Here is a 22,719-nt window from a genome sequence, read left to right as displayed (position 1 = left end):
CACCACTTTCTTGACGATGCTGTAGGTGTCCTGGGTCTCGATGTGGTATTCGATGCCGAGTTTGGCCAGGTACTCGGGCAGGATATGCGCCGGAAAGCCCGGCTGTTTCTGGTCGAGGTTGACGGCGATGATCTCGAAGCTGATCGGCGCGCGCTTTTGTAATTTAAGCAAAATGTCGAGCAGCCCGTAGCTGTCCTTGCCACCGCTCACACAGACCATCACCCGGTCGCCCTCCTCGATCATGTTGAAGTCGATGATGGCCTGGCCGACCTGGCGGCACAGGCGCTTTTCGAGTTTATGGATTTCGCGCTCGATCTTGGGCTGCTGCACCTTCTCAGGGCTGCCTGGCACCTGTGGGTCAGACTTCAGTCTGACAGGCTCGTTATCGGTCCAAATTGCATTCATGGCTTCAATCCTTGTTCCACTGGCCGGTTTCAATGCGAATGGCCACTTCGCAGTCGGCAAAAATTTCGAGCTTGGCGATCTTGACGCGCACGCCCTTCACACCCGGCAACTGCATGAGCCGGTTGGCCAGCTTGCCAATCAGCGTCTCCAACAGGTTGACATGCTCGGCGGTGCATTCGTCAATGATGATTTTGCGCACCTTGCGGTAGTCCAGCACATGCGTGATGTCGTCGTCAGCCGGCAGCAGCGCTTGCAGCCCCAGGCTCAGTTCGGCATCCACCTGGATCGGTTGCGGGGCGCTTTTCTCGGTTTCAAGAATGCCCAGATTGGCATCAAAACGCAGGCCGGTGAGCGTCAGGATTTGCTGGCCCAGGGTATGGCTGCTGGTGTAGTAGGTCATGGTGTAAGAAATGGGTACATGGGAATGCAGCCGGACCTTACGGCAACGCGACATTGCGCGCAGGCTTCATCAGGTGCTGGCCGCCATCGACCAGCAAGGTGGTGCCGGTGATGGACTGGTTTTCAAGCGCAAACGCCACCGTGGCCGCCACATCCGAAGCCGTCGAAGCGCGGCCCAGGGGCGACAGCCTGTGCAGTGCATCGAGTTTTTCCGGCGTCTGCATCTGGCTCGTGAGCGTCAGGCCCGGCGCCACACCCACCACCCGCACATGCGGTGCCAGCGCCAGCGCCAGCATGGTGTTGGCAGACTCCAGCGCGGCCTTGGACAGCGTGTAGCTGATGAAGTCCGGATTGGGGTTCCACAATTTCTGGTCCAGCAGATTCACCACCGCCCCAGAAGCCCCGGCACGGGTCAACAGATGCGCGTGCAGTGCCTGGCTCAGCAGAATGGCCGCCCCGGCGTTGGCGCGCATGTGTTTTTCCATGGCGGCAAAACTGAAGGTTTCGGGCGTGTCGTGCTCAAAAGTGGACGCACTGTTGACAATGGCGTCAACCTGGCCCAGCTTTTCCAGAACACTGGGCAGCAGGTTGCGCACTGCCGTCTCATTGGCCAGGTTGGCGCGAAAAGAGGCGCTGGCCCCGGACAACTTGCTGCAGTCAGCAACGGTTTTTCGCGCTTCCTCCACCGAATCGCGGTAATGCACGGCCACGCGCCAGCCGGCGCGGGCCAGGGTGAGAGCGATCTCGCGGCCCAGCCGTTTCGCCGCGCCGGTCACCAAAACGGTGCGCTGCGCGGGTGCGGCAGTGGATGGTGACGCAACGGGGTGAGACATTCGGGGACAATTCCAGGTTATGACAACACCCCACAGTTTAACGAGCGCGCTCGCCAGCCACATTAGCCGGACAATTCTTGAGGCCGGTGGCTGGATTGGCTTCGATGTCTTCATGGACCGGGCCCTGTACACCCCCGGCCTGGGTTACTACGCCCACGGCAGCACCAAATTTGGCACCCTGCCCTACACCGTGCAGGACGGTGCGCGCATGGCCGGCAGCGACTTTGTCACGTCGCCCGAGATCACGCCGCTGTTTGGCTGGACGCTGGCGCAACAGGTGGCGCAGGCGCTTGCGGTGACGGGAACGCAGGAAGTCTGGGAATTTGGCGCCGGCTCGGGCGCGCTGGCATTGCAGATCCTGCAAGCCCTGCAGACGCAGGGCAAGCCTCTGCCGCGCTACACCATCGTCGACATTTCAAGCAGTTTGCGCGCCCGCCAGCAGGCCACTTTGGCTGCCTTTGTTGAACAAGTGCGCTGGGTCGATGCCCTGCCCGACGAGATGCAGGGCGTGGTGCTGGGCAACGAGGTGCTCGACGCCATGCCGGTCAAATTGCTGGCACGGGTGGGTGGCGAATGGCATGAGCGCGGCGTGGTGCAGGGCGCTGTTGGCACGGATGGCACACCCACTTTTGCCTGGGCCGACCGCCCTACGGCGCTGCGCCCACCACTGGCAATTGATGGCCCCCAGGATTACCTGACCGAAATCCACCCGCAGGGGGAGTCCTTTGTGCGCACGCTGGCGTCCAGGCTCTCGCGCGGTGCCGTGTTTTTGATCGACTACGGCTTTCCGGAGGCCGAGTACTACCACCCGCAACGCCATATGGGCACGGTAATGTGCCACCAGGCGCACCAGATGGACGACGACCCATTGGCCCGTGTCGGCCAGAAGGACATCACGGCCCATGTCAACTTTACCGGCATTGCACTGGCCGGCATCGACGCCGGTCTGGGCGTGCTCGGTTATTGCAACCAGGGCCGTTTTTTGATGAACTGCGGCCTGCTCAAACAAATGGAAGCCGCCGACCTGGCAACCAGGGTGATGGCGCAAAAACTGATCATGGAGCATGAAATGGGCGAGCTCTTCAAGGTGATCGGTTTTTACAAGGGCGAACCCTGGCAGGCGCTGGGGTTCGATCAGGGCGACAAAACGCACACCCTTTAAGCAAGGCCCAACCTATGTTCCGCTGGCTCATCGTTGTTTTTTTGGTGCTGGTGTTGATCAACAGCGTCACGCCCTGGCTGCAGCGCCTGGGCTTTGGCAAATTGCCGGGTGATTTCCGTTTCAAAGTTTTTGGCAAGGAGTTCTTTATTCCGCTGACCACAACGATCATCTTGAGTATGGTGGCTGCCGCCATCGCCAGATTCCTTTGAGTCAAGCGCTTGACTTCATGCCAGGCGCATCCATTTACAGGACCTGAAAGGATTTGCCATGACCGATTCCCTGCACCTTGTCTGCCCACATTGCCACACCACCAACCGCGTCAGCCGAACCAATTTGGGCAATGCGCCAGACTGCGGCAGTTGCCACAAACCGCTGTTTACGGCCCATCCGGTGATGCTTGACGAAGCCGATTTTGCGCGCCACATCCAGCGCAACCAGATCCCGGTGCTGGTTGATTTTTGGGCGCCCTGGTGCGGCCCGTGCCGCCAGATGGCGCCCGCCTTCGAGCAGGCCGCCGCCCAGTTGGAGCCTGCGGTGCGGCTGGCCAAGGTGAACACCGAAGCCGAGCCAAACCTGGGCGCGCGTTTCAACATCCGCAGCATTCCCACGCTGGCCTTGTTTGTCGGTGGCCGGGAGGTGGCGCGCCAGGCCGGCGCCATGGGCACGACCGACATTGTGCGCTGGACACAGCAGCATTTGCCACGTACTTGAAAGATGTGCTCAAGTTTGAGCGACTTCAACGCTATCAGCCTGTCAGCATTGCACGCGTCTGCTGGATTGGTGCTGTAGCTGCTAATTCTGGCTACTCTTTCAAGACCCACTGCGATCACCCTGTCATCAGGCACGTCAAGTACCCGCCGAGATTGTCGCGCTCTGGAATTATTCTCGACAATGATTTCTGACGAGAAAAAGACTGAACACTGAAGCCTGCGTTTCTACTACCGCAATAGACCCATAGGAGCCGATCACGACAGGCAGCTTTCCGATTACCCGATTCAACTCCAATCAAAAGCCGTTCGTGGCATTTAGCAACGCGCTGATGCTGATCCGTCTGAGCACCGACTTGCCAGCCGGATAGCAGCCGTTGATTTCGCATCATGATGCCCCCCGTAATAAGGGTGAACTGATTGCTCCCACAGTGGCAAGCATCGGCATGTCCGGTTTTACTGTGAGTTGGGGCGCAATTTTCCGCACCACGCTAGCGATAGGTGATTTGAACACTCTGCCGTTGTAATTTCAGGGTCTGACCGCTACCGTGACCACATCGTCGATATTTTCGTTGGGTACAGTCACCATGGTCATATCATCGGATGCGATTGCACTGGCTTTAGCGCCGCTGCTCTCAATAACCGTTTCGCCAACGACTTTTTGACCTATACCTCATGCGCCAATTGCTCGTCATCAACCCCAATACCTCACCCAATGTGACGGCCTTGCTGCAACAGCATGTGCAACTCGCCGCGGGCTCCCATGTATGTGTGCGTTCCGTCACTGCCCGTTTTGGGGCGCCCTACATTTCAGATGAAGCCAGTTATGCCATTGCAGCCCATGCCACGTTGGACGCCTGGGCGGCTGCTTTGGCCGATGCCCCAGCTGCGCCGGATGCGGTGTTGATTGGCTGTTTTGGAGACCCCGGTTTGATGGCTTTGCGCGAAAGCAGCCCGGTGCCGATCACCGGTTTGGCCGAAGCCGCTTTCATTGAAGCGGCGCGCCATGGCCGCTTTGTCATCGTCACCGGCGGCGAGCGCTGGGCGCCGATCTTGCAAAGATTGGCGCAGTCGCTGGGCCATGCGCAAGCCCTGGCGGGCATTCACACCGTGGCACCGACCGGCGCCCAGCTCGCAGCCGACCCGGCAGCAGCGCGCAAATTGCTGGCCAAGGCCTGTCAGGACGCGGCGCGCCAGTTGGGAGTGCGGACGGTGATTCTGGGTGGTGCCGGACTGGCCGGAATGGCTGCAGATATCCAGCCGTTTGTGAATGTGCCAATTGTCGACAGTGTCACTACCGGGGCGCACTGGGCGCTGCGTGGTCACACGCCGCCGCCACAACGCCAGCAGCCCGGTTTTGATGTGCCTTGGGTCAATCTGTCGGCGGCGTTGACTCACTTGGGTTTGCGTTGATCGGCTTAAAAGCGAATCCGGAAAACCCGGCCTCATGCCCTACCCAATCAGTTGACAGTCCTGCCAGGCTGGGCTGCAATCAGACCACAAGCGGCCAAACCCGTGGCCAGGAACAGGCAGACGAACCCTATGCGTGTATCCGTCAGCCCGGCGGCCCAGGCAAAAGCGCCAGGTGCAAAGGCCAGTCCGAGGTAGCCGTAGCCCAGCACCCGCCCGGTCAGCTCACCGGCCTGGTGGCTGCCGGCCAGCCGAGTGACCTCAGCCACCAGCACGCCGTTCCAGCCACTGGCGGCAAACCCCAGCACGAGCAGCAAGGTGCCAAAGACCCATCCCCCCAGGCTCAGGGGCGACAGCATCAGCAGCAGACCCGTCGACGCCGCAAGCAGCCCAATGGCGCCCAGCAGGCGTGACGCACTGGCGAAGTGCTGCGCCAGCCAACCCCAAGCCAATCGTCCAATGAGCCCACCGAGTTGCAGCAGGGCGACCCAGGCGGCAGCTTGCGGCAGGGCCATGCCCCAAGTCCAGACGGCGTGACTCAGCAGAAAAACATTCAGACTCATCTGCGTGGCCGAGAATAAAAACGCGGCCAAGGCCAACCAACGCAGTGGCATGGTGCCCAGCGCCCACGCACGTTTCTGGAGCGGCAGTTTCGGCCGCTTTGGCACGGAGCTGGCGTGTATGGCGACATGGCGCAGGCCGGGTTTGCGCGCCAGCCAGGCGCACCACAGCGCCAGGGAAAGACTGATGACGGCCACCAGAATGAATGGCAGCCGGGCATCCAGCGCCAGCAGCAGCGGCAAAGTCAGCGACCCGCCAATGGCTCCGATCTGGTTGCCAGTCTGGCGCACCGAGAACACGAGTGGACGCCGAGCGGCTGGCGTAACGGCTGCCAGCAAGGCTGTGCTGGCCGGTGTTTCGGGGCCAAAGGCAAGACCAAAAAAAAATGCCGCAAACCATATGGCCGGCCGACCCCACAGCGCCAGGCAGGCCATGCCCAGTGCAACCGATACCGCGCACAAGATGGCAACCGGCCAGGGGCCCAGCCAACGCAGCAAGCGCCCGGCCTGAAAAGCGATCAAGGCCCCCACGCCAAACAGAAACATGTTGAGCCAGCCCAGCTCCGGCACCGAAATTTGCAAGGCTGGCGCCAGGGTCGCCAGTGAAAAAAGACCCAATGCCACTGTCGCCTGTAGCAGCAGCATGGGCACCAGCGTCAAGAGAAGTGGGCTCATGTCACCTGCCCGCGTGGTTTGCGTGCGACAGTTCGTTGCCAACAACCCGCCATCGCAACCGGATTGTGCGTCGCCATGACGGCCCTGCTACAGTGAGCTTATCTTTTGAAGGAGCTGACGAATGGCTGGAGGAATTTCCTTGCACGCAGTCGATGTGGCACGCGGCGTGCCGGCCAGCGGCATGCTGGTTGAACTTTGGTGCCTGACCCCCGAGCGACGACAACTTGCCGAGGGCCGCCTGGGCGTCAATGGTCAGCTTGACCACCCCAGCGTTTCTGGAGTCGGCATTACCGAAGGCAGTTACGAGGCGCTTTTTCACCTGGGTGATTACTTGCGGGCACAGGGCGGGGACAGCCCGTTTCTTGAGGTAGTGCCGTTTCATTTTCAGCTTGGTGACGCCAGCCAACACGTTCACCTGCCGATGAAATTCACGCCCTGGGGTTTTTCGCTGTTTCGCGGTAGTTGACACAACGGGCAGGCAACACCGCCTCACGTCAAGCCTAACGAATCCGCCGGCTGATCCCGGTCAGGCGCTCCATCACCAGCATCAGCACCAGTGTGATCACGACCATCAGGCTGGAGACCGCGGCAATGCTAACGTCGAGCTTGCTTTCGAGGTCTTGCCACATGCGGATCGGCAACATGTCGGTGCTGGCATCGCGCAAGAACAAGGACACCGGCACATTGTCAAACGACGACATGAACGTTATGAACGCGCCCGCGGCAATGCCCGGGGCGATCAGCGGCAGGGTCACACGCCGAAAGGTGTAAAGCCGACCGGCCCCGAGGCTGGCGGAACTTTCGAGCAGGGCGGGCGGCAGTTGCGACAGCGCCGCCACCGTGGTGCGTATCACATACGGCACCCCAACCACCGTGTGGCCAATCACCAGGGTGGTCAGCGACAGATTGAGGCCCATGCGCGAGAAATAAATCAGGGATGCCAAGCCCAAAGCCAGTGCCGGCAGGATCAGTGGCGACATGAACAGCGAATCGAGCACCCGCGCCATGGCCTTTTCAGAGCTGGCAATCGCCATTGCCGCACTGACGCCCATCAGTACAGACAGCAGCGTGGCTGCGCTAGCCACCTTGAAACTGTTCAGTGCGGCAAACTGTAGCTGCCAGGCGTCCACTAGCGACAGGTACCAGCGCAATGAGTAACTCGACGGAGGGAACTTGAGCGAATACCCGCCCGTAAACGACACCACAATGACCACAATGGTGGGCGCGAGCAGCAATATGGTCGCCATGATGGCGATGCAGCCCAGTACGCCGTGCAAGGCAATGCTGGAAGGCGCGTGTCGGAGTGCCGTGCTCATGTAGAGGCTCAATAAGGTTTGTCAGCTGGCCAAGGAGCCCCGGCTCATGCGCCCGAGCAGGTTGAAAATCGTCACACAACCCAGCACTGCCACCAGAAACACCAGCGAGATGGCAGCCGCGAACGGCCAGTTCTGCAGGGTGGATGCCTGCTGATAAATGTACATGGGCATGAACAGCATCTGGCCGCCCCCAATCAGCGACTGCGAAATGAAGGCTGTGACGCTGGCAGTGAAAGTCAGCAGGCAACCCGCGATGATGCCCGGCAGGGTCAGCGGCAGGGTGATACGGGCAAATGTGCGCCAGGCGCTGGCCCCGAGCGCGGAGGACGCGTCCTCCAGATTCGGGTCGAGCTTTTGCAATGCCGTGATGAGGGGCAGCACCATCAGCGGCAACTGCACATTGGCCAGCGCCACAATGAGCCCGCCACGGGTGTAAAGCAGTTTCAGAGGTGTCTCAATCCAGCCCAGATCCAGAAACATCGAGTTGACAATGCCCTGACGCCCAAGAATCACCACCCAGGCAAAAGTCCGCACCACCACGCTGGTCAGCAAGGGCATGACGATGATCAGCATCAGCACCTTTTGCATTGACGAGGGGCTGCGCACGTACGACCAGGCCAGCGCATAACCCAATAGCAGGCACAGCAGCGTCACCTGCACACCCAGGCCCAGCGTATCGCCCAGCACCTGCAATGAGAAACCATCGGTGCCGAACTTGATATATTGCGCCGCGCCCATGCTGCTGAGCGCCGTGTCGTTGTAAAAGCTGATGAGGATCAGCAGCAGCAACGGCGCCAGAAAAAACAGCAGGAAAAATACTGCCAGCGGTGTGGCAAAGGCCAGGCTGTAGCCTGAGACCGATGGCAGTTTGACAGCGGCGGCGCTCATGGATGCCGACCCGTGGCCTAGACCTTGATCTCGCGGTTGAAACGGTCAATCCAGGCCGCGCGATTTTCGTTGATCTTCTTCCAGTCCTGAAAGACGAACTTTTTCTTCATGTCGGCCTGGTCCTTGGCCAGCACCTTGGCGATTTCACCGCCCATCTTTACCCGGCTGTTGGTCGGCACGATCAGGTAGGGGCTCTCCATCAACCGCGCTTGAACTTCCGGCGACAGTGCCGTGTCTATGAGCGCCGCCGCCAGTGCCTGGTTGGGCGAATTCTTCACGATATGCACCGAGGTCTTGAAGGCAATCGCACCTTCCTTGGGCGCAACAAACTCGACCGGAACCCCGCGCGCTTTGAGAATCTGGATGGCGTTGAAGTTGCCAGGGCTGATGTCGATTTGGCCCTGCTGAAACAGCGCCGCCAGCGCACCCGGATTGGACGCGACCGCAGCCAGGTTGGGTTTAAGTTCGCTGATTTTCTTGAACGCGGGTTCGATGTTGGCTTCAGAGCCACCATACATGCGCGCCAGTTCGACCATGAAACCGGTGCCCAGCGTGGAGTTCATGTTGGTGATGCCAACCCGCCCCTTGTACTCGGGCTTCCACAGGTCGGCCCAGGAGGTGGGCGGTGTCTTGATCTTCTCGGGGTTGTAGGTGATTCCGACTACCTGGAAGAACATGGCTGGGCCTTGGGGATCCTGGGCTTCAGGGATCAGGTCTTTGTAGTGCTTGCTTTGTGCCACCGGAAAGGGCTCGACGAGGTCCTGAGCAATCGCGGTCAGGGCAGGACCCGGGTCGTGCAGCATCAGGTCAATGGACGGATTGGCCTTGGACGCCGAGACCTTGGCGATCTGGTCCACCGACAGCATGGCGTCGAGCAGGACCTCCTTGCCCTCTTTCTTGAAGGCTGGCACCAATACGTCGCGGTGTGCTTCTTCCCAGCTACCGGTAAAGGTGGCAAACACCAGCTTGCGGGCCTGTGCGTGACTCAGCCCAGGAAAAAGTTGCAGTGCGCTAAGGGTCAGTGCGCTGCCTAGCAAGGAACGGCGGTCTAGTTTCATGATGTTTTCCTTTAAAAGTTAGAAGGGAACGGGTTGAAAAATCAGGCGCTGGCCTGCATGCTGGAAAACACGGCAACGCTGTCAACGGAGGCTGGCCATACCCGCAGGCGAGTACCCGGCTCGCGCGGCACAGCACCGGGTTTGCGCTGCTCGGAAATCTTCAGACGTTGTCCGCTATCAGTGCGCAGTTCATGCACGATGGTGGCACCCAGCGGCATGCCAAATTCCACCGATGCGGGCACGCCCTCATCACCCACCGAGACACACAGGTTCTCGGGGCGTATGCAGGCCACCACGCTGGAGCCGGTCGCAAGGCCCGCCGGACCGCGGGACATCAAGGCCGTCCCATCAGCCAGACGCAGGCAGGCGCGGTCGCCCGAAATGGACTCCAAGGTGGCATGCAGCACATTCGCTGTGCCCACAAACTGGTTGACAAAATAGGTTGCCGGGTGGTCGTACACCTGCGAGGGCGGTGCGAACTGCTCCAGTGCCCCCTGGTTGAGTACCGCCACGCGATCCGCCATGCTCAGGGCCTCTTCCTGGTCGTGAGTGACGATGATTGCGGTGGTGCCAGCCGCGCGCTGGATACGCTTGATCTCAATCTGCATGTCCAGCCTCAGGCTCTTGTCGAGCGCCGAGAATGGCTCGTCGAGTAGCAGCACACGGGGCTCAATCGCCAAGGCCCGCGCCAAAGCCACCCGCTGCTGCTGACCACCAGACAGTTGCTTGGTGAGGCGGTCCGCCAGATGCCCCATCTGCACCATGTCGAGCATCTCGCTGGTGCGCTTGCGCGCCGCAGCCTTGTCAGTGCCGCGCGCAGCCAGACCATAGCCGACGTTTTCGGCCACCGTCATATGAGGAAATAGAGCGTAGTTCTGGAACACGATACCAACCCCGCGCTCTGCCGGTGGCAGTTCATCAATGCGCCGCCCACCGGCCACCACCTTGCCCGAAGTTTGCGCAATGAAGCCGGCGATGATGCGCAACAGGGTGGTTTTGCCGCAGCCACTGGGCCCGAGCAGGGCCACCAGCTCACCGGCCTTGATTTCCAGCGTTACATGGTCCACCGCCAGGGCGCCACCGTATTGGTGCACGATGTCATCGAGAGTCAGCGTTTGGCCATGATTGATGCTCATGCCGATCTACAAAGCAATTCATGTGCCAAAAAATAGCATTCAATCTGTTAGGCAATCGTATCCAAAATAGACGCGGCTGACTGTATGGGCTGGATTCGAACTTGCTTACCTTTCCGGCGGCGCGTCATTACTGCAGGCGCTTGCACCAGATTTGAAAACCATGCACCAAATGAGATGACGCACGCCGGCGCACGGAACTCAGCTTGGTGCATGCAAACCAGAGAAGTATTAAATTCACATGACAGCAAACATCCATCAGATGCTGGCCCGGGAGATCGCAACACTGGTCCAGTCGGGCCACTTGAGCGCCACCGAGGTGGCACAGGCCCAGTCCGAGCGCATTTCTCGCCTGGATCCTCTGCTCAACGCCTTCGCCAGTTTCGACCCGGCCGTGCCGCTGGCAGCAGCCAAAGTCGTCGATGAACGACTGGCCCGTGGCGAAGTCTTGCCGCTGGCGGGGGTGCCATTCAGCGTCAAAGATAACCTCTGGTTGCAGGATCAGCCAGCCAGCTTTGGCTCGCGGGTATTTGCCGATTTCAGGGCGCCACGGGATTCATGGTGTGTGGCGCGTCTGCGGCAACTCGGCGCCGTCCCGCTGGGCATGACAAATTGCTCCGAATTTGCCTGCAAAGGTGTGACAAACACGCCGCTGCACGGCGAAACCCGCAACCCCTGGGATCTGGCGCGCACGCCTGGCGGCTCTTCCGGTGGCGCAGTGGCCGCCGTTGCCGCAGGCTTGGGCTCGCTGGCATTGGTCACCGATGCCGGCGGTTCGACTCGTCGCCCGGCCGCTCACACTGGCTTGGTCGGCATGAAGCCCACACTGGGGCGCGTACCCAATCCCTGGGGCTTTGATGACCCGAACCATCTGCTCTCGGTGATTGGGCAAATCGGGCGCGATGTTGAAGACGTGGCGCTGATGCTCCATTTGCTCACCGACTGGTCTGCGGCCGATCCGCTTTCGAACCCGGCCTTTGCCAGTTCGGACCTGATGCGTTCTCTCAAGCAGCCAACACCCGGACTCAGGCTGGCTTGGTCGCCCCATCTGGGTTGTGGTCTGCCGGTGGATGACGACGTGCTGCAGACACTGGATGCCGCGATCAGTCGGCTGCGGCTGTCCGGTTGGGTCATTGACGAGGCTGACCCGGTCTGGCCAGCTCAGACGCGCGAGTATCCGCTGATTGCCATTCAACAGGCGGGACTTGCCCATCTGTTTGGCGATATCTGGCGGCGCCAGCCCGAGTTGCTGGATCCGGATATTGGGGCGCAGATTGAATTGGGACAGGCCGTCAGCGGCCCTCGCATGGCAGAGTTGCTGCGCCTTCGCGAACATTTCCATACCAGTTTCACCCACTTTTTTGAACAATACGATGCCTTGCTGTGCCCGGTGTCGCCAGTTGAGGCCTGGCCATTGGGAAGTCTGGGGCCAAACCAGATTGGTGGCGTGGCGGCAGGTCCGCGTGGCCATGCGGCGTTCACGCCAATCTTCAACTATGGCAGCGTGCCGGCCATCTCCCTGCCCTGTGGCACGGGCCGACAGGGTTTGCCCGTCGGCTTGCAGATTGCGGCGCCCCGGTTTGCCGACACATTGGTGCTGCAACTGGCTTGGCAGGCTGAACAGATTCTGGGGAAAAGCCCGGCCTCTCCGCTGCTTTGCAACTGAATACACCCTGGGTTAAAACGTGATGAAAACATGCATGGAGTTTGGGTTTAAAGCGCATCAAGCCGCCGGACCATTCCAACGGAAACTTCCGCTGAACGCTCCAACATGGCGCGGTAGATCGGCTCCAGCGCCGCAGCTTGGACACTGGCGTGGTCCAGTTGGTCACGGTAGCCGTCCATCAGCGTCCGGACTTCCGCGCGCAAGGCACGCTCATCGACGGTGGTGACCCGACCAGACTCAAACACCACCTGGCCATGAACGATGGTGTAACGCACCGAGCTGCCATCCTCGCAATACACCAGTTGGCGGCGCAGGTCATTGAGCGGGGTGAAGGCATGGGTGTCCAGGTCGAGCAAACAAATGTCCGCCAGCGCGCCAACTTTCAATTGACCCAGATCCGATTCATGGCGTATCGCCCGCGCCCCACCACGCGTGGCGGCCTGCAGAAACTCGCTGGCCTGCGGCCAACAGCGGTTATCGGCATGGGTGAGCGTCTGCAGCAGTGCGCCGGTCTTGGCCACCTGCCACAGGTTGGTGGTGTCGTCGGTGTTCATTTCGTCGGTACCCAGGCACAGGGGCACCCCGGCCTCTCGCAGGGCCCGCCAGGGCATCACACCACTGCCCAGGCGCAGGTTGCAGACCGGGTTGTGCGCAACCGTGCAACCGGACTGCGCCAGCAGCGCAATATCGTTGGCATCGATCCAGATGGCATGAATCACCATCATGCGTTGGTCCAGCAGCCCAAGATCGTGGACATGTTGAACCAGCGACTTGCCGTACTTTTCGGCGCCCAGCACCCGTTGCAAACGGGTTTCGAGCAGATGAATATTGAAAGGCAGGTCGTGGGCTTTGGACAGGCGGGACAAACCTTCGAAGTAGTCCGGCGTGACTCGCTGGGGTGCGGAGCAGGAAACGGCCGCAGCCAGACGGCCGTCAGCGGCCCCGTGCCAACGCGAAATCAGGTGAGCGTACAAGGCCAGCAACTCGTCAGCGGTCTGCCGGGGGGCCTGGTCCATGGCCTGGCGCTGCCCTGCGCTCAGGAGCTCCGCCATGAACGGGTACTTGTCGTACTCGACCACGTTGGGTTGGTCGATGGCGACGGTGGCGCGGATACCCACATCCGAATACGCGTGCATGATGGCGTCAATACCCTGCCGGCTGGCCACCGGCACATGGTAGGCATCGTCGTGCACACAGCTGATGCCACGGCGCAGCATTTCCACTGCCGCGAGTTGCGTGCGAACATAAATCAGCCGCTCGGTGTCCCCCGCATCAGACAATGGCGGCACCTCGTGGAGCATGAACAATTCCAGGGGCATGCCCTCCAGACACCCTTTCATCAGGTTGCCCGGCGAATGAAAGTGGGCGTTGATCAAGCCTGGCATGGCAAGCAGTCCGGCCGCGTCCAGCGTGCGCGCAACGGGCCTGTTCCACCCATCCGCAAGCTGGGGGCCGATGGCCACGATGCGTGAGCCCTCCACCACGATGTCAGCGCATGGCCACTCGTGTCCGGCATCGTCCAGCGTCAGGACGTGGGCATTGCGAATCAAAAGCGCGCTGTCCATGTTCAGCACACCTCGGAAAAAAGGGAACCCCACAAGGCCGTTGCCGCGCTGGTGTCAGCGCCACACAGCTGGAGCCCATGCCAGACGCCCAGGGCGGTGGAGTCGTACACCGCAATACCCAACTCGGCCTCCAGCGGTGCCGCCACAACAGCAGCAGGGAAATTGGTGCACAGGCACACAATGGCTTGTGGTTTGGCCGATGCCACGGAGCGCGCCATGGCAACAATGTCCTGCGTCGGCACACTGGAATACGACAAGTTGTCGCTCAGCCCGACGTGGGCATGCGCCACACAGTCCAAACCTTCCCGGGCCAGGCAGGCCAGTGTCTTGTGTTGTGCCGAATCCGAATAAGGTGTCACCACACCAATGCGATGAATGCCACGGGCCTTGAACAGCGCCTGCATGCCCAGCATGGAGGTGGTGGTGGCGATGCCGGTTTCGATCTGCAATTGCGTCGCCAGGGCGCGGTCATGATGGAAGCCGATGCCCGCGCCCTTGCTGCCGTTCCACACCAGAACCTGTGGTGCGGCATGGGCCAGCAACCGGGCGGCCGACAGCAGTCCCTCGAGCGCATAGGCATCGGGCGAGGGGTCCGCGCTGCCAAACACGGGGGTGCGTGAAAAATGGGCGGACACCAGTGGCAACGCACGGGCGATGCCCAGTGTGACCCGCTCCACCACGGTGTTTCCCGAGGGCGTGATGGTGCCCATGACATGGCGCTGCGCGGCAAAGGATTCGGCGGCAGAAGGATTCAACGTCATCTCAGTACCCCATCAAACGTGGCAGTGTCAGCACCAATTGCGGCACAAACAGACAAACGATCAGCAATCCGTACATCAGGGCAATGAACGGCCAGACGTGCCTGCTCAGCTCCCCCAGTGATATTTTTGCCACGCCACAGGTGACAAACAGCACCACCCCGACCGGTGGTGTGAGCATGCCGATGACCAGGTTAAACACGAACAAAAAGCCGAAATGCAAGGGATCGATGCCGAACTTGATGGCAATCGGGTGCAGCAGCGGCACCAACATGATGTAGGCCGCGTTGGATTCCAGGAACATGCCCACCACAACCAGCACCAGCGCCACCAGCAACAGGTAGGTTGTCGGATTGCTGGTCAGCGACTGGATCAGCACCAGCAATTTCTGCGGCAACATGTCGATGGTCAGCATGTAGGTGACGACCGAGGCAAAGGCAATCATCGCCCCCACCACCGCAGAGGTGATGGCCGCCCGGATGATGGCCTCCGGCAAGTCCGAGAGGCGCAGCTTGCGGGTCACGAACAACCCGATCAGCAAGGCATAGACAACCGCGATGGCTGACCCTTCCGTGGCGGTAAAAGCCCCGCCGACGATGCCACCAATCACAATGACGGGCATCAGAAAAATAATCAGCGAGCGCTTGAGTTCGCGCACCACCGCCGTGATCGCAAAGGGTTCACCGGTCAACGGGAAATTGCGCCGCCAGGCGATGAAGGAGCACATCGCCATCATCCCTATCACCAGGATCACACCAGGAACCACGCCGGCCATAAAAAGCCCGCCGACGGACACCGACGGCCCCGCCATGAAAGCGTACACAATCATCGCGCCGGAGGGTGGAATGATCGGCCCCAGGTTGGCGGCCGCGGCGCACAGTGCGGCGGAAAAGCCCATACCGTAGTGCCTGGAGAGAGACGGCAGCAGTGTGCTACTCAAGGCGCTGGCGTCTGCCACTGCAGCACCCGACACCGTGGACAAGCCCATGCCCGCCAGCACGGTGACATGCCCGAGGCCACCACGCAGGCGACCGACCAGGGTATTTGCCAGGTCAATAAGACGCTCCATCATGCCGGCCTTGAGCATCAACTCGCCTGCCAGTATGAAGAACGGGATGGTCATCAAAGGAAACGCATTGACCGCGCTCATCATGCGTGACGGCAGAAGGTTGTAGTCGACGTTGCTGGCCGTCAGACCGGCTACGGCGGCAACACCCAAAGACAGGGACAAGGGCATGGCCAGCAGGCCCACGCCAAAAAAAACCAGGATGATCAGCAGACTCATTAGGACTACTCCGCCGGCAGGCTGGTATCCAGGTGCTTTTCACCCGTGAAGGTCTGCCACATCAGGTGCAAGGCGCCATGCACGCCGGAGATGGCAAGAGGCACCAGAAACCAGGCCGCACTCGCCGGGAGTGAAGCCATCAACTCATCCCATTGGTCCCAGGCCATCACGGCGGATTCCCAAGCCACCAGCAACAGGAGGCACGCACCCAGCGCAGCCACCCCGCGCGCCACGCCACGCCGCATGTGCATGGGCAAACGTGCTGAAACCATCTCGATGCCGATATGGGCGCCAGTCTTGAGCCCAATCGGTATGGCGAGAAAAATCGACCAGACAAAACAAAGCCGGGACAGTTCGTCGGCCCAATCGATGGAACTGTTGAACAAGTAGCGCAAGACCACCTGTGCCGACACAACCGCCACCATCACCGTGATCATGCCGACCAGCGACCAACCGACCGCGATGTCCAGAACCGCGAGGGTGTGTGCCATGGGGCGCAAGGATTTGCTTGCGCGCATGGGCAGGTAACGCAAGGTGCCTTCCATGGTTTTTAGCCGCCGGCTTTCTTGACTTCGGCCAGCACCTGCTCAACAAATGATGCGCCCAGCCGCTTCTTGACATCGTCCACCACATGGGCCGTGGCCTTCTTCATGACCTCCCGCTCGGACGCCGGCATTTCGGTGTAGATCATGCCTTTCTTTTGCAACTCGGCCAGTGCATCGGTATCGGCCTTGACCGCCACGCTGCGCTGCCAGGCGATGGCATTGCCCATGGCCGTGCGGATAATTTTTTGTTTGTCAGGGGTGAGTGCCTCCATTTTTTTCTTGTTGGCCGCCACGGCGATGAAGTCAAAGAAATGCCCGGTGTTGCTGACGTGTTTTTGCACCTCGTAGAACCGGCTGGCAAGGATCAATGAAAAAGGGTTGTCCTGGCCGTCAATCACCTTTTGCTCCAGGGCAGAGTAAACCTCCTTGATGTCCATGGGCAGCGGATTGGCGCCCAATGCCTTGAAAGTGGCCAGGTGGGTCTCAATGGGTTGCATGCGAATTTTCAAACCCTTGAGATCAGCCATGCCACGCACCGGTCGCTGGCTGTTCGTGACCTGGCGCAGGCCCAACTCCATGAAGCCCAGGGACGTGAAGCCCTTGCTCGCCATCTTCTCCTCGATCAGGTCCACGGCCGGGCCGTCCATGACCTTGTAAGCCACCTCGCGACTCGAAAACATGAAGGGCAAACTCACGGCCTCCAACTCTGGCACCGTGCGGGACAGAAACGCCATGCCCACCCACATCATGTCGATCGTACCGGCGCGGGTCTGGGTGACGTTTTCCTGGGCGCCACCGAGTTGCTGGTTGTCAAACACCTCGATGATCAAGGCGCCCTTGGAGGCCGTGTCGACCTCACTTTTGAATTTCTGCATCGCGATGGATGAAGAATGGTCTGCCGCGAAATTACCGGCAATACGCAAGCGCTCCTGCGCCAGCGCAGAGCCGGATGCCATGGCCAGGGCCGTCAAGGTGAATGCGATCTTGCGAAGCGTTTGGTGCATCATGATTTCCTAAAGATTGAAAATGAAAAAAACAGTCAACAAATAAATGGTATGCAATTTGCAAGCCAGATTGCATACCTGACTAAATTAGAAAAAATTCATATAAATCATGACAATGAATGCACCATATTGGTGTGAAAAGATTCAACCATCACCTGAATTGAGCAAAAGAAATAAAAATGTTTACTTCTAGTGCATACAACCAACTTGACAATGTCATCGCCCTGGCACCGCAATATTGGTGCCAATCGCACTGCGCCGCAGCAGCCACCAAACCGCGTGATCGATGAACGAAAATCGGCGCCGGGTGCATGAGCGCACCCGTTAATCCAGGAGTAAACGGGTGGTCAAAACTGCAAATTCAACAAAGACTTCGGTGGACAAACCACAAAAAACGAGCGCGCGCAAAACTCGGAAACTGAGCTCGGATGAAATCGCCGAGCGGTTGTTGTTGGCGATCATGGAACACCGTTTGCCCCCCGGCACACAACTGGTCGAGGCGCGCCTGGCAGACATCTTCAAGGTCAGCCGCACCAAGATCAGAGAAGCCATTGGCCGTTTGGTGCACGACTGCATCGCAACCAACATTCCCAACCGTGGCGCATTCGTGAGCAGCCCGACCGTGGCACAGGCCCGGGAGGTGTTTGCCGCAAGACGGCTGATCGAGCCCGCACTGGTTCAGTTGGCGACGCGTGGTGCGACCGCCGACCAGTTGAGTGCCTTGCGCGAACACCTGATGAAAGAAGAGGCAGCCCAGCTTGCGGGTGATGTGCGTCAAATTGTTTCACTGTCAGGCGAGTTTCACTTTTTACTGGCGGACATGGCTGGCAACAGCTTCCTGTCCCGAACCTTGCGTGAACTGGAGACCTTGTCCGCCCTGATCATCATCCTGTTTGGCACACCCAATCATCAGGTTTGCCCGGGCGATCACCCGGCCCTGGTGGATGCCATCGAGTTGCGTGACGAGGCACGGGCAGCTGAACTCATGGTGCACCATCTGAACCACGTGGAGCGTTCGGTGCAGCTTGAGGTGCCAGAGAAACCATCCGCCACCCTGGAAGAAATCTTTTCCTGAACGCCCAAGGCCACACCGATGCGCTTGCTGATCCTTAATCCCAACACCTCGGAATTCGTGACCTCACGGGTGGCCTCCCAAGCGCGTCGTTGCGCCAGCCTCGGCACCGACATCACGACGGCCACGGCCGCCTTTGGTGCACGCATCATCGGCACCCGGGCTGAACTGGCGATTGCGCAGCACGCCACGCTGGACACGCTCGCCCACCATGCCGGCACCTTTGACGCTGTGGTATTGGCAGTTTCCTATGACACCGCGCTGTATGCAGCGCGCGAGATGCTGTCCACCCCGGTGGTGGGGATCACGGAAGCGGCATGGTTGACAGCCTGCCAGCTGGGCACACGCACCGGCGTTGTCATGTTTGGCAAACGCGTGCTGCCGCTTTACCAGGAACTCGCGACGCTGTATGGGCTGGAACGGCGCATTGCGGGTTGGCGCGCGCTTGAAAACACAGCCCCTTATGGCGATGGTGACCAAACCGAAGTAGACCAGCAGGTGGTGAGCGCGGCTCGCGACTTGATCGAGCGTGACGGTTGCGAGGTGATTGTGCTGGCGGGTGCCGTGATGGCGGGTGTGCCCGAACGCCTGCAGAAACAGCTGCCCGTGCCCCTGCTGGAGGGTGTCTCATGCGCCGTGGCGCAAGCTGAAATGCTGGTGCGCCTGGCCTGCCCCAAGCCCTCCACCGGGAGCCTGGCTGCGCCAACTGAACGCGCGCTGATACAAGTCAGCGCGGCACTGCGCAGCCAGTTTGGTCGCGCATAAAAATTCACACTTGAGGCAGCGACCATGACACCACTCAATTTTCCGATGCGCCACCACGGCCGTTATGCCTATCAGCCCATCACCATGCGGCCGGACTTTCATTGGCCCGGCCACAAGCGCCTGGCGGTGTTCATCGCGCTGAATCTGGAGCAATACGCCTTTGGCGAGGGCATGGCTGAAGACCTGGTGCCCAACATGCCTGCCCCCGATGTCCTGAACAACTCGTGGCGCGACTATGGCAACCGGGTGGGTGCATGGCGGCTGCTGGAGGCCTTTCAGGCGCTCCAACTGCCGGTCTCCTTGTTGCTGAACTCTGAGCTGTACGCGACCTGTCCCCAATTGATCGACGCATTCCGTGTGGCGGGGGCAGAGATCGCAGCGCACGGACGAACCAACTCGGAGCACCAGGGTGGCCTCACTGAAGCAGATGAGCGTGCGCTGATTGACCGGGTCACACGGGAGATCACCCGCCATGAAGGTCTTGCACCAGCAGGGTGGCTAAGCCCCTGGATTGCCGAAACGCCGCTCACCCCCGACCTGCTCCAGGAAGCCGGCTACAGCTATCTGATGGACTGGTGCATGGACGATCAACCGGTCTGGCTGAACACGCGTCAAGGGCACATCCTCAGTCTGCCTTACCCTCAGGAGATCAACGACAGTGCGGCCATCATCGGACGTCAGGTCGGCGCGTCCGAGTTTGCCGACATGATCATTGACCAGTTTGAGGAACTGCTGCAACAGTCGTCCGGGCAACCGCTTGCCATGGGTATTGCGCTGCACGCCATGATCGTTGGACAGCCCTTTCGACTGCGCCACTTGCGTCGGGCGCTGGAACATATCGCGCGCAGGCGGGATGATTGCTGGCTGGCAACGGCCGGTGAAATTGCGCGCTTCAGCCAAGGCGTGATACCCAGGCCGACAGGCGCCGCCGTTGGCCGGTCATGACACGCTGTTGAACTCGCCACAAGGGACACACCATGCCGTCGCACACCTTTGATTTGCTCATTCGCAATGCCATGATCGCAACAGCCAGTGACACCTATGCCGCCGACATCGGCATACGAGCAGGCCGCATTGCCCAACTCGGCACCCAGCTGGGTACTGGCGCCCTGGAAATCGATGCCGCAGGACGTGTGGTGACACCAGGCGGTGTCGATGCGCATTGCCATCTCGACCAGCCCCTGGCGCCCCCCGCGCGCATGGCCGACAATTTCGAAACGGGTACGCGGTCTGCCGCGTGTGGCGGCACCACCACCGTGATTCCATTTGCTGCCCAGGAAAAAGGCAAGTCGCTGCGCGACGCAGTCACAGACTACCACCGGCGGGCCGATGGCCAGGCGCACATCGATTACGGATTTCATTTGATCGTCAGTGACCCGACACCCGAAGTTCTGAATAAGGAGCTGCCCACACTCATCTCGGAGGGTTACACGTCATTCAAAATTTACATGACCTATGACGACCTGAAGCTCAACGACGGCCAGATTCTTGATGTGCTGGATGTCGCGCGGCAACACGGTGCCATGGCCATGATTCATGCCGAGAATGCGGATTGCATCGAATGGCTCACCAAGCGGATGGAGGCGTCGGGCCGCACGGCACCGCGCTTTCATGCACAAGCGCGCCCCATGCTGGTCGAGCGTGAGGCCGCCCACCGCGCCATCGCGCTGTCGCAATTGGTTGACGTTCCGATCCTGATCGTTCACGTGTCCGGACGGGAAGCCGTCGACCAGATCCGGTGGGCGCGCGGACAAGGCCTGAAGGTATTTGCCGAAACCTGCCCGCAATACCTTTTTTTGACAGCGGACGACTTGGGCCTGGACGACAGTTACCACGGCGCACGTTGCGTGTGCAGCCCGCCGCCGCGCGACAAAGCCAACCAGGAGGTCATCTGGAACGGCCTTAACGACGGGCTCTTCACCGTGTTTTCATCCGACCACGCCCCGTTTAATGTCGAAGGCACCGACGGCAAGAAGCCCGATGGCAAGGAAGTTGAATTTCGTTACATACCGAATGGCCTGGCAGGCATCGAGACACGTATGGCGCTGCTGTATTCCGCCGGCGTCTTGGGGGGGCGCATGACCCTGCAGAAATTTGTCGAGCTCACCGCTACCAATCCGGCCAAAGCGTATGGCCTGCATCCCCGCAAAGGCGCCATTGCCATCGGATCGGATGCCGACCTGGTGGTCTGGGATGAACGGGAGTTCGTCTTGCGCAACGCAGACCTGCACCATGCCGTTGGCCACACGCCTTATGAAGGTCTGACGCTGAGGGCGTGGCCGGGAATCACCCTCTCGCGGGGCAATGTGGTCTGGGACGGCAAGGCATTTCATGGCCAGGCTGGACGCGGCCATTTTCTCAAACGCGGCGCGCCCACCTTGCTGCCCCGTGGACAGGAGGGCAGCGCATGAGACTGCTGCTGATCAACCCGAACATCTCCGACAGCGTCTCCCACCTGATCTTGACCGAGGCGCAGCGAAGTGCCTCACCAGGCACCGAGATCGAGGTCATGACCGCGCCCTTCGGTGTCGCCTACATTGAAACCCGGTTTGAAGCCCTGATCGGTGCGTACGCCGCTGCACAAGTGGCCGCCGAACATCACGCCCGATTCGATGCCGTGGTGGTGGCGGCCTTTGGTGACCCTGGCCTGACCGGCCTGCGGGAGGTGTTGCCCGTGCCCGTCACGGGTCTGACAGAAGCGGCCCTGGCCAGCGCGCATTTGTTGGGCCACCGGATCTCCATCATTGCCATTTCGCAACGCATCCAGGCCTGGTACCGTGAGGTCGTCGAAAGCTATGGTTTTGGCCAGCGCCTGGCAAGTATTCGTGCGCTGGACCAAAGTCTGACACGCATCGATGGAGTGCAGGACGAGCACCTGCAAGCCCTCAAGACATTGGCCGAGCGGGCTGTGACAGAAGATGGGGCCGATGTCATCATCCTGGCAGGCGCGCCCCTGGCCGGCCTGGCGCGTTTGCTCAAGGGTCAATTGCCGGTGCCCGTGGTTGATGGGGTGTCCAGTGCAGTGCGTCATGCCGAGTCGCTTTTCGCCCTGGAACCCGGTCTGGCCCGGCTGGGGAGCTTTGCACCGCCCCCTAGCAAACCAAATGGCGGACTGCCGCCCGCCATGGTGACCTTATTGGAAAATGCCAGTCATCTGAGGGAGTCGTGAGCAAGAGCCCGAACTGACGACTCATGGTAGCCAATTTTGGACCACGCACGGTGTCCCTCGATGAATACTAAAACGAGTCTTCACAAGTTTATTCTTGAGCCTGCAGCGACTGTTTCCCGCTTTCAGTGTCAAAAGTGGTGTGCATGTTCGATTTGATGAGATCAAACCATTTGTGCAAGGAATGGTTGGGTAGGTGCTGATCTAGGCTATGAATGCTCTATCCTCGTGGCGCTCCGTTACGGTTGCACTGATGTCAACGGGTCCCCACTGCAAGTTTCCGTAATGTAAGTTGGACGTAGCCAATTAAGCTACAGCATCGGGCAACCTCGACGGTGAGTTTTTCC

General features: G+C 60.3%; 23 protein-coding genes and 2 pseudogenes. 12 read left to right on the top strand and 13 right to left on the bottom strand.

The genetic code is table 11. The annotated features are described in order from the left end of the window. From NDI87_RS01920 to NDI87_RS01910, 3 genes and pseudogenes are all read right to left on the bottom strand, one after another. A pseudogene (locus NDI87_RS01920) lies at nt 1-405 on the bottom strand (ATP-binding protein); the annotation flags it as partial. Nucleotides 406-409: 4 nt separating this feature from the next. Further along, entirely contained in the window at nt 410-805 is a 396-nt protein-coding gene (locus NDI87_RS01915) for a dihydroneopterin aldolase (RefSeq protein WP_296273109.1), read from the bottom strand. A gap of 37 nt (nt 806-842) precedes the next feature. Beyond that, a complete protein-coding gene (locus NDI87_RS01910; protein WP_296273108.1) occupies nt 843-1,637 on the bottom strand; it encodes an SDR family oxidoreductase in 795 nt (264 codons plus the stop codon). Between the two features lie 19 nt (nt 1,638-1,656). On the opposite strand from NDI87_RS01910, the gene NDI87_RS01905 reads away from it, so the two are divergent. From NDI87_RS01905 to NDI87_RS01885, 5 genes and pseudogenes are all read left to right on the top strand, one after another. After that, a complete protein-coding gene (locus NDI87_RS01905; RefSeq protein WP_296273107.1) occupies nt 1,657-2,799 on the top strand; it encodes an SAM-dependent methyltransferase in 1,143 nt (380 codons plus the stop codon). Between the two features lie 14 nt (nt 2,800-2,813). Beyond that, the gene (locus NDI87_RS01900; RefSeq protein WP_296273106.1) at nt 2,814-3,008 is read left to right on the top strand and encodes a DUF2905 domain-containing protein; all 195 of its coding nucleotides are present in this window, start codon (nt 2,814-2,816) and stop codon (nt 3,006-3,008) included. A gap of 58 nt (nt 3,009-3,066) precedes the next feature. Continuing rightward, complete coding sequence (gene trxC / locus NDI87_RS01895) at nt 3,067-3,510, top strand: thioredoxin TrxC (protein WP_296273105.1); 444 nt, start codon at nt 3,067-3,069, stop codon at nt 3,508-3,510. A gap of 412 nt (nt 3,511-3,922) precedes the next feature. After that, nucleotides 3,923-4,171 (top strand): annotated as a pseudogene (locus NDI87_RS01890) (hypothetical protein); the annotation flags it as partial. 10 nt (nt 4,172-4,181) lie between these two features. Continuing rightward, nucleotides 4,182-4,919, top strand: a complete 738-nt coding sequence (locus NDI87_RS01885) for an aspartate/glutamate racemase family protein (protein WP_296273104.1) — start codon at nt 4,182-4,184, stop codon at nt 4,917-4,919. Between the two features lie 47 nt (nt 4,920-4,966). Here NDI87_RS01885 and NDI87_RS01880 read toward each other — a convergent pair whose 3' ends face one another. Further along, on the bottom strand, nt 4,967-6,151 hold the full coding sequence (locus tag NDI87_RS01880) for an MFS transporter (protein WP_296273103.1): 1,185 nt from the start codon (nt 6,149-6,151) through the stop codon (nt 4,967-4,969). 139 nt (nt 6,152-6,290) lie between these two features. Between NDI87_RS01880 and NDI87_RS01875 the strand changes: the two genes are divergently transcribed. Then, on the top strand, nt 6,291-6,617 hold the full coding sequence (locus NDI87_RS01875; protein WP_296273102.1) for a hydroxyisourate hydrolase: 327 nt from the start codon (nt 6,291-6,293) through the stop codon (nt 6,615-6,617). Between the two features lie 34 nt (nt 6,618-6,651). Here NDI87_RS01875 and NDI87_RS01870 read toward each other — a convergent pair whose 3' ends face one another. The 4 genes from NDI87_RS01870 to NDI87_RS01855 are packed head-to-tail and all read right to left on the bottom strand — an operon-like array spanning nt 6,652 to nt 10,549. Next, on the bottom strand, nt 6,652-7,467 hold the full coding sequence (locus tag NDI87_RS01870) for an ABC transporter permease (RefSeq protein WP_296273101.1): 816 nt from the start codon (nt 7,465-7,467) through the stop codon (nt 6,652-6,654). A 21-nt stretch (nt 7,468-7,488) separates the two neighbouring features. After that, entirely contained in the window at nt 7,489-8,355 is an 867-nt protein-coding gene (locus tag NDI87_RS01865; RefSeq protein WP_296273100.1) for an ABC transporter permease, read from the bottom strand. 17 nt (nt 8,356-8,372) lie between these two features. After that, nucleotides 8,373-9,413, bottom strand: coding sequence for an ABC transporter substrate-binding protein (locus NDI87_RS01860; RefSeq protein WP_296273099.1), 1,041 nt, complete (start codon nt 9,411-9,413; stop codon nt 8,373-8,375). A 41-nt stretch (nt 9,414-9,454) separates the two neighbouring features. Beyond that, nucleotides 9,455-10,549, bottom strand: a complete 1,095-nt coding sequence (locus NDI87_RS01855) for an ABC transporter ATP-binding protein (RefSeq protein WP_296273098.1) — start codon at nt 10,547-10,549, stop codon at nt 9,455-9,457. Between the two features lie 238 nt (nt 10,550-10,787). Between NDI87_RS01855 and NDI87_RS01850 the strand changes: the two genes are divergently transcribed. Next, complete coding sequence (locus tag NDI87_RS01850; protein ID WP_296273097.1) at nt 10,788-12,212, top strand: amidase; 1,425 nt, start codon at nt 10,788-10,790, stop codon at nt 12,210-12,212. Between the two features lie 47 nt (nt 12,213-12,259). Here the strand turns inward: NDI87_RS01850 and NDI87_RS01845 are convergent, their stop codons facing one another. The 5 genes from NDI87_RS01845 to NDI87_RS01825 are packed head-to-tail and all read right to left on the bottom strand — an operon-like array spanning nt 12,260 to nt 17,369. Continuing rightward, entirely contained in the window at nt 12,260-13,777 is a 1,518-nt protein-coding gene (locus NDI87_RS01845) for an amidohydrolase family protein (RefSeq protein WP_296273096.1), read from the bottom strand. A 2-nt stretch (nt 13,778-13,779) separates the two neighbouring features. Further along, nucleotides 13,780-14,538: an Asp/Glu/hydantoin racemase gene (locus tag NDI87_RS01840; RefSeq protein WP_296273095.1), complete on the bottom strand. Its 759-nt coding sequence runs from the start codon at nt 14,536-14,538 to the stop codon at nt 13,780-13,782. Between the two features lies 1 nt (nt 14,539). Then, nucleotides 14,540-15,820, bottom strand: a complete 1,281-nt coding sequence (locus NDI87_RS01835) for a TRAP transporter large permease (protein ID WP_296273094.1) — start codon at nt 15,818-15,820, stop codon at nt 14,540-14,542. Nucleotides 15,821-15,825: 5 nt separating this feature from the next. Further along, nucleotides 15,826-16,311, bottom strand: coding sequence for a TRAP transporter small permease subunit (locus NDI87_RS01830; RefSeq protein WP_296273093.1), 486 nt, complete (start codon nt 16,309-16,311; stop codon nt 15,826-15,828). A 59-nt stretch (nt 16,312-16,370) separates the two neighbouring features. Next, on the bottom strand, nt 16,371-17,369 hold the full coding sequence (locus tag NDI87_RS01825; RefSeq protein WP_296273092.1) for a TRAP transporter substrate-binding protein: 999 nt from the start codon (nt 17,367-17,369) through the stop codon (nt 16,371-16,373). A 376-nt stretch (nt 17,370-17,745) separates the two neighbouring features. Between NDI87_RS01825 and NDI87_RS01820 the strand changes: the two genes are divergently transcribed. The 5 genes from NDI87_RS01820 to NDI87_RS01800 are packed head-to-tail and all read left to right on the top strand — an operon-like array spanning nt 17,746 to nt 22,375. After that, nucleotides 17,746-18,444: a GntR family transcriptional regulator gene (locus NDI87_RS01820; RefSeq protein WP_296273091.1), complete on the top strand. Its 699-nt coding sequence runs from the start codon at nt 17,746-17,748 to the stop codon at nt 18,442-18,444. 18 nt (nt 18,445-18,462) lie between these two features. Further along, nucleotides 18,463-19,206, top strand: a complete 744-nt coding sequence (locus NDI87_RS01815) for an aspartate/glutamate racemase family protein (protein WP_296273090.1) — start codon at nt 18,463-18,465, stop codon at nt 19,204-19,206. Between the two features lie 24 nt (nt 19,207-19,230). After that, nucleotides 19,231-20,151, top strand: a complete 921-nt coding sequence (locus NDI87_RS01810; protein WP_296273089.1) for a polysaccharide deacetylase family protein — start codon at nt 19,231-19,233, stop codon at nt 20,149-20,151. A gap of 32 nt (nt 20,152-20,183) precedes the next feature. Then, nucleotides 20,184-21,617: a dihydropyrimidinase gene (hydA, locus tag NDI87_RS01805; RefSeq protein ID WP_296273088.1), complete on the top strand. Its 1,434-nt coding sequence runs from the start codon at nt 20,184-20,186 to the stop codon at nt 21,615-21,617. After that, complete coding sequence (locus NDI87_RS01800; RefSeq protein ID WP_296273087.1) at nt 21,614-22,375, top strand: aspartate/glutamate racemase family protein; 762 nt, start codon at nt 21,614-21,616, stop codon at nt 22,373-22,375. Before hydA ends, NDI87_RS01800 begins: the two co-directional genes overlap by 4 nt. Nucleotides 22,376-22,719 lie beyond the last annotated feature (344 nt).

Origin of the sequence: Rhodoferax sp. (genome assembly GCF_023701345.1) — a bacterium.
In the GTDB taxonomy this organism is placed as follows: domain Bacteria; phylum Pseudomonadota; class Gammaproteobacteria; order Burkholderiales; family Burkholderiaceae_C; genus Rhodoferax.
The sequence above is the reverse complement of the archived record's forward strand: the minus strand, read 5'-3'. Positions and strand labels throughout refer to the sequence as shown.

Bases quoted from the DNA above. Each gene is read 5' to 3' on its own strand.
- NDI87_RS01810 (WP_296273089.1), top strand. From the start codon at position 19,231: ATGACACCACTCAATTTTCCGATGCGCCACCACGGCCGTTATGCCTAT.
- NDI87_RS01870 (WP_296273101.1), bottom strand. From the start codon at position 7,467: ATGAGCACGGCACTCCGACACGCGCCTTCCAGCATTGCCTTGCACGGC.
- NDI87_RS01900 (WP_296273106.1), top strand. From the start codon at position 2,814: ATGTTCCGCTGGCTCATCGTTGTTTTTTTGGTGCTGGTGTTGATCAAC.
- NDI87_RS01880 (WP_296273103.1), bottom strand. From the start codon at position 6,151: ATGAGCCCACTTCTCTTGACGCTGGTGCCCATGCTGCTGCTACAGGCG.
- NDI87_RS01830 (WP_296273093.1), bottom strand. From the start codon at position 16,311: ATGGCACACACCCTCGCGGTTCTGGACATCGCGGTCGGTTGGTCGCTG.
- trxC (WP_296273105.1), top strand. From the start codon at position 3,067: ATGACCGATTCCCTGCACCTTGTCTGCCCACATTGCCACACCACCAAC.
- NDI87_RS01885 (WP_296273104.1), top strand. From the start codon at position 4,182: ATGCGCCAATTGCTCGTCATCAACCCCAATACCTCACCCAATGTGACG.
- NDI87_RS01835 (WP_296273094.1), bottom strand. From the start codon at position 15,820: ATGAGTCTGCTGATCATCCTGGTTTTTTTTGGCGTGGGCCTGCTGGCC.
- hydA (WP_296273088.1), top strand. From the start codon at position 20,184: ATGCCGTCGCACACCTTTGATTTGCTCATTCGCAATGCCATGATCGCA.
- NDI87_RS01800 (WP_296273087.1), top strand. From the start codon at position 21,614: ATGAGACTGCTGCTGATCAACCCGAACATCTCCGACAGCGTCTCCCAC.
- NDI87_RS01850 (WP_296273097.1), top strand. From the start codon at position 10,788: ATGACAGCAAACATCCATCAGATGCTGGCCCGGGAGATCGCAACACTG.
- NDI87_RS01825 (WP_296273092.1), bottom strand. From the start codon at position 17,369: ATGCACCAAACGCTTCGCAAGATCGCATTCACCTTGACGGCCCTGGCC.
- NDI87_RS01860 (WP_296273099.1), bottom strand. From the start codon at position 9,413: ATGAAACTAGACCGCCGTTCCTTGCTAGGCAGCGCACTGACCCTTAGC.
- NDI87_RS01915 (WP_296273109.1), bottom strand. From the start codon at position 805: ATGACCTACTACACCAGCAGCCATACCCTGGGCCAGCAAATCCTGACG.
- NDI87_RS01840 (WP_296273095.1), bottom strand. From the start codon at position 14,538: ATGACGTTGAATCCTTCTGCCGCCGAATCCTTTGCCGCGCAGCGCCAT.
- NDI87_RS01865 (WP_296273100.1), bottom strand. From the start codon at position 8,355: ATGAGCGCCGCCGCTGTCAAACTGCCATCGGTCTCAGGCTACAGCCTG.
- NDI87_RS01910 (WP_296273108.1), bottom strand. From the start codon at position 1,637: ATGTCTCACCCCGTTGCGTCACCATCCACTGCCGCACCCGCGCAGCGC.
- NDI87_RS01905 (WP_296273107.1), top strand. From the start codon at position 1,657: ATGACAACACCCCACAGTTTAACGAGCGCGCTCGCCAGCCACATTAGC.
- NDI87_RS01855 (WP_296273098.1), bottom strand. From the start codon at position 10,549: ATGAGCATCAATCATGGCCAAACGCTGACTCTCGATGACATCGTGCAC.
- NDI87_RS01815 (WP_296273090.1), top strand. From the start codon at position 18,463: ATGCGCTTGCTGATCCTTAATCCCAACACCTCGGAATTCGTGACCTCA.
- NDI87_RS01845 (WP_296273096.1), bottom strand. From the start codon at position 13,777: ATGGACAGCGCGCTTTTGATTCGCAATGCCCACGTCCTGACGCTGGAC.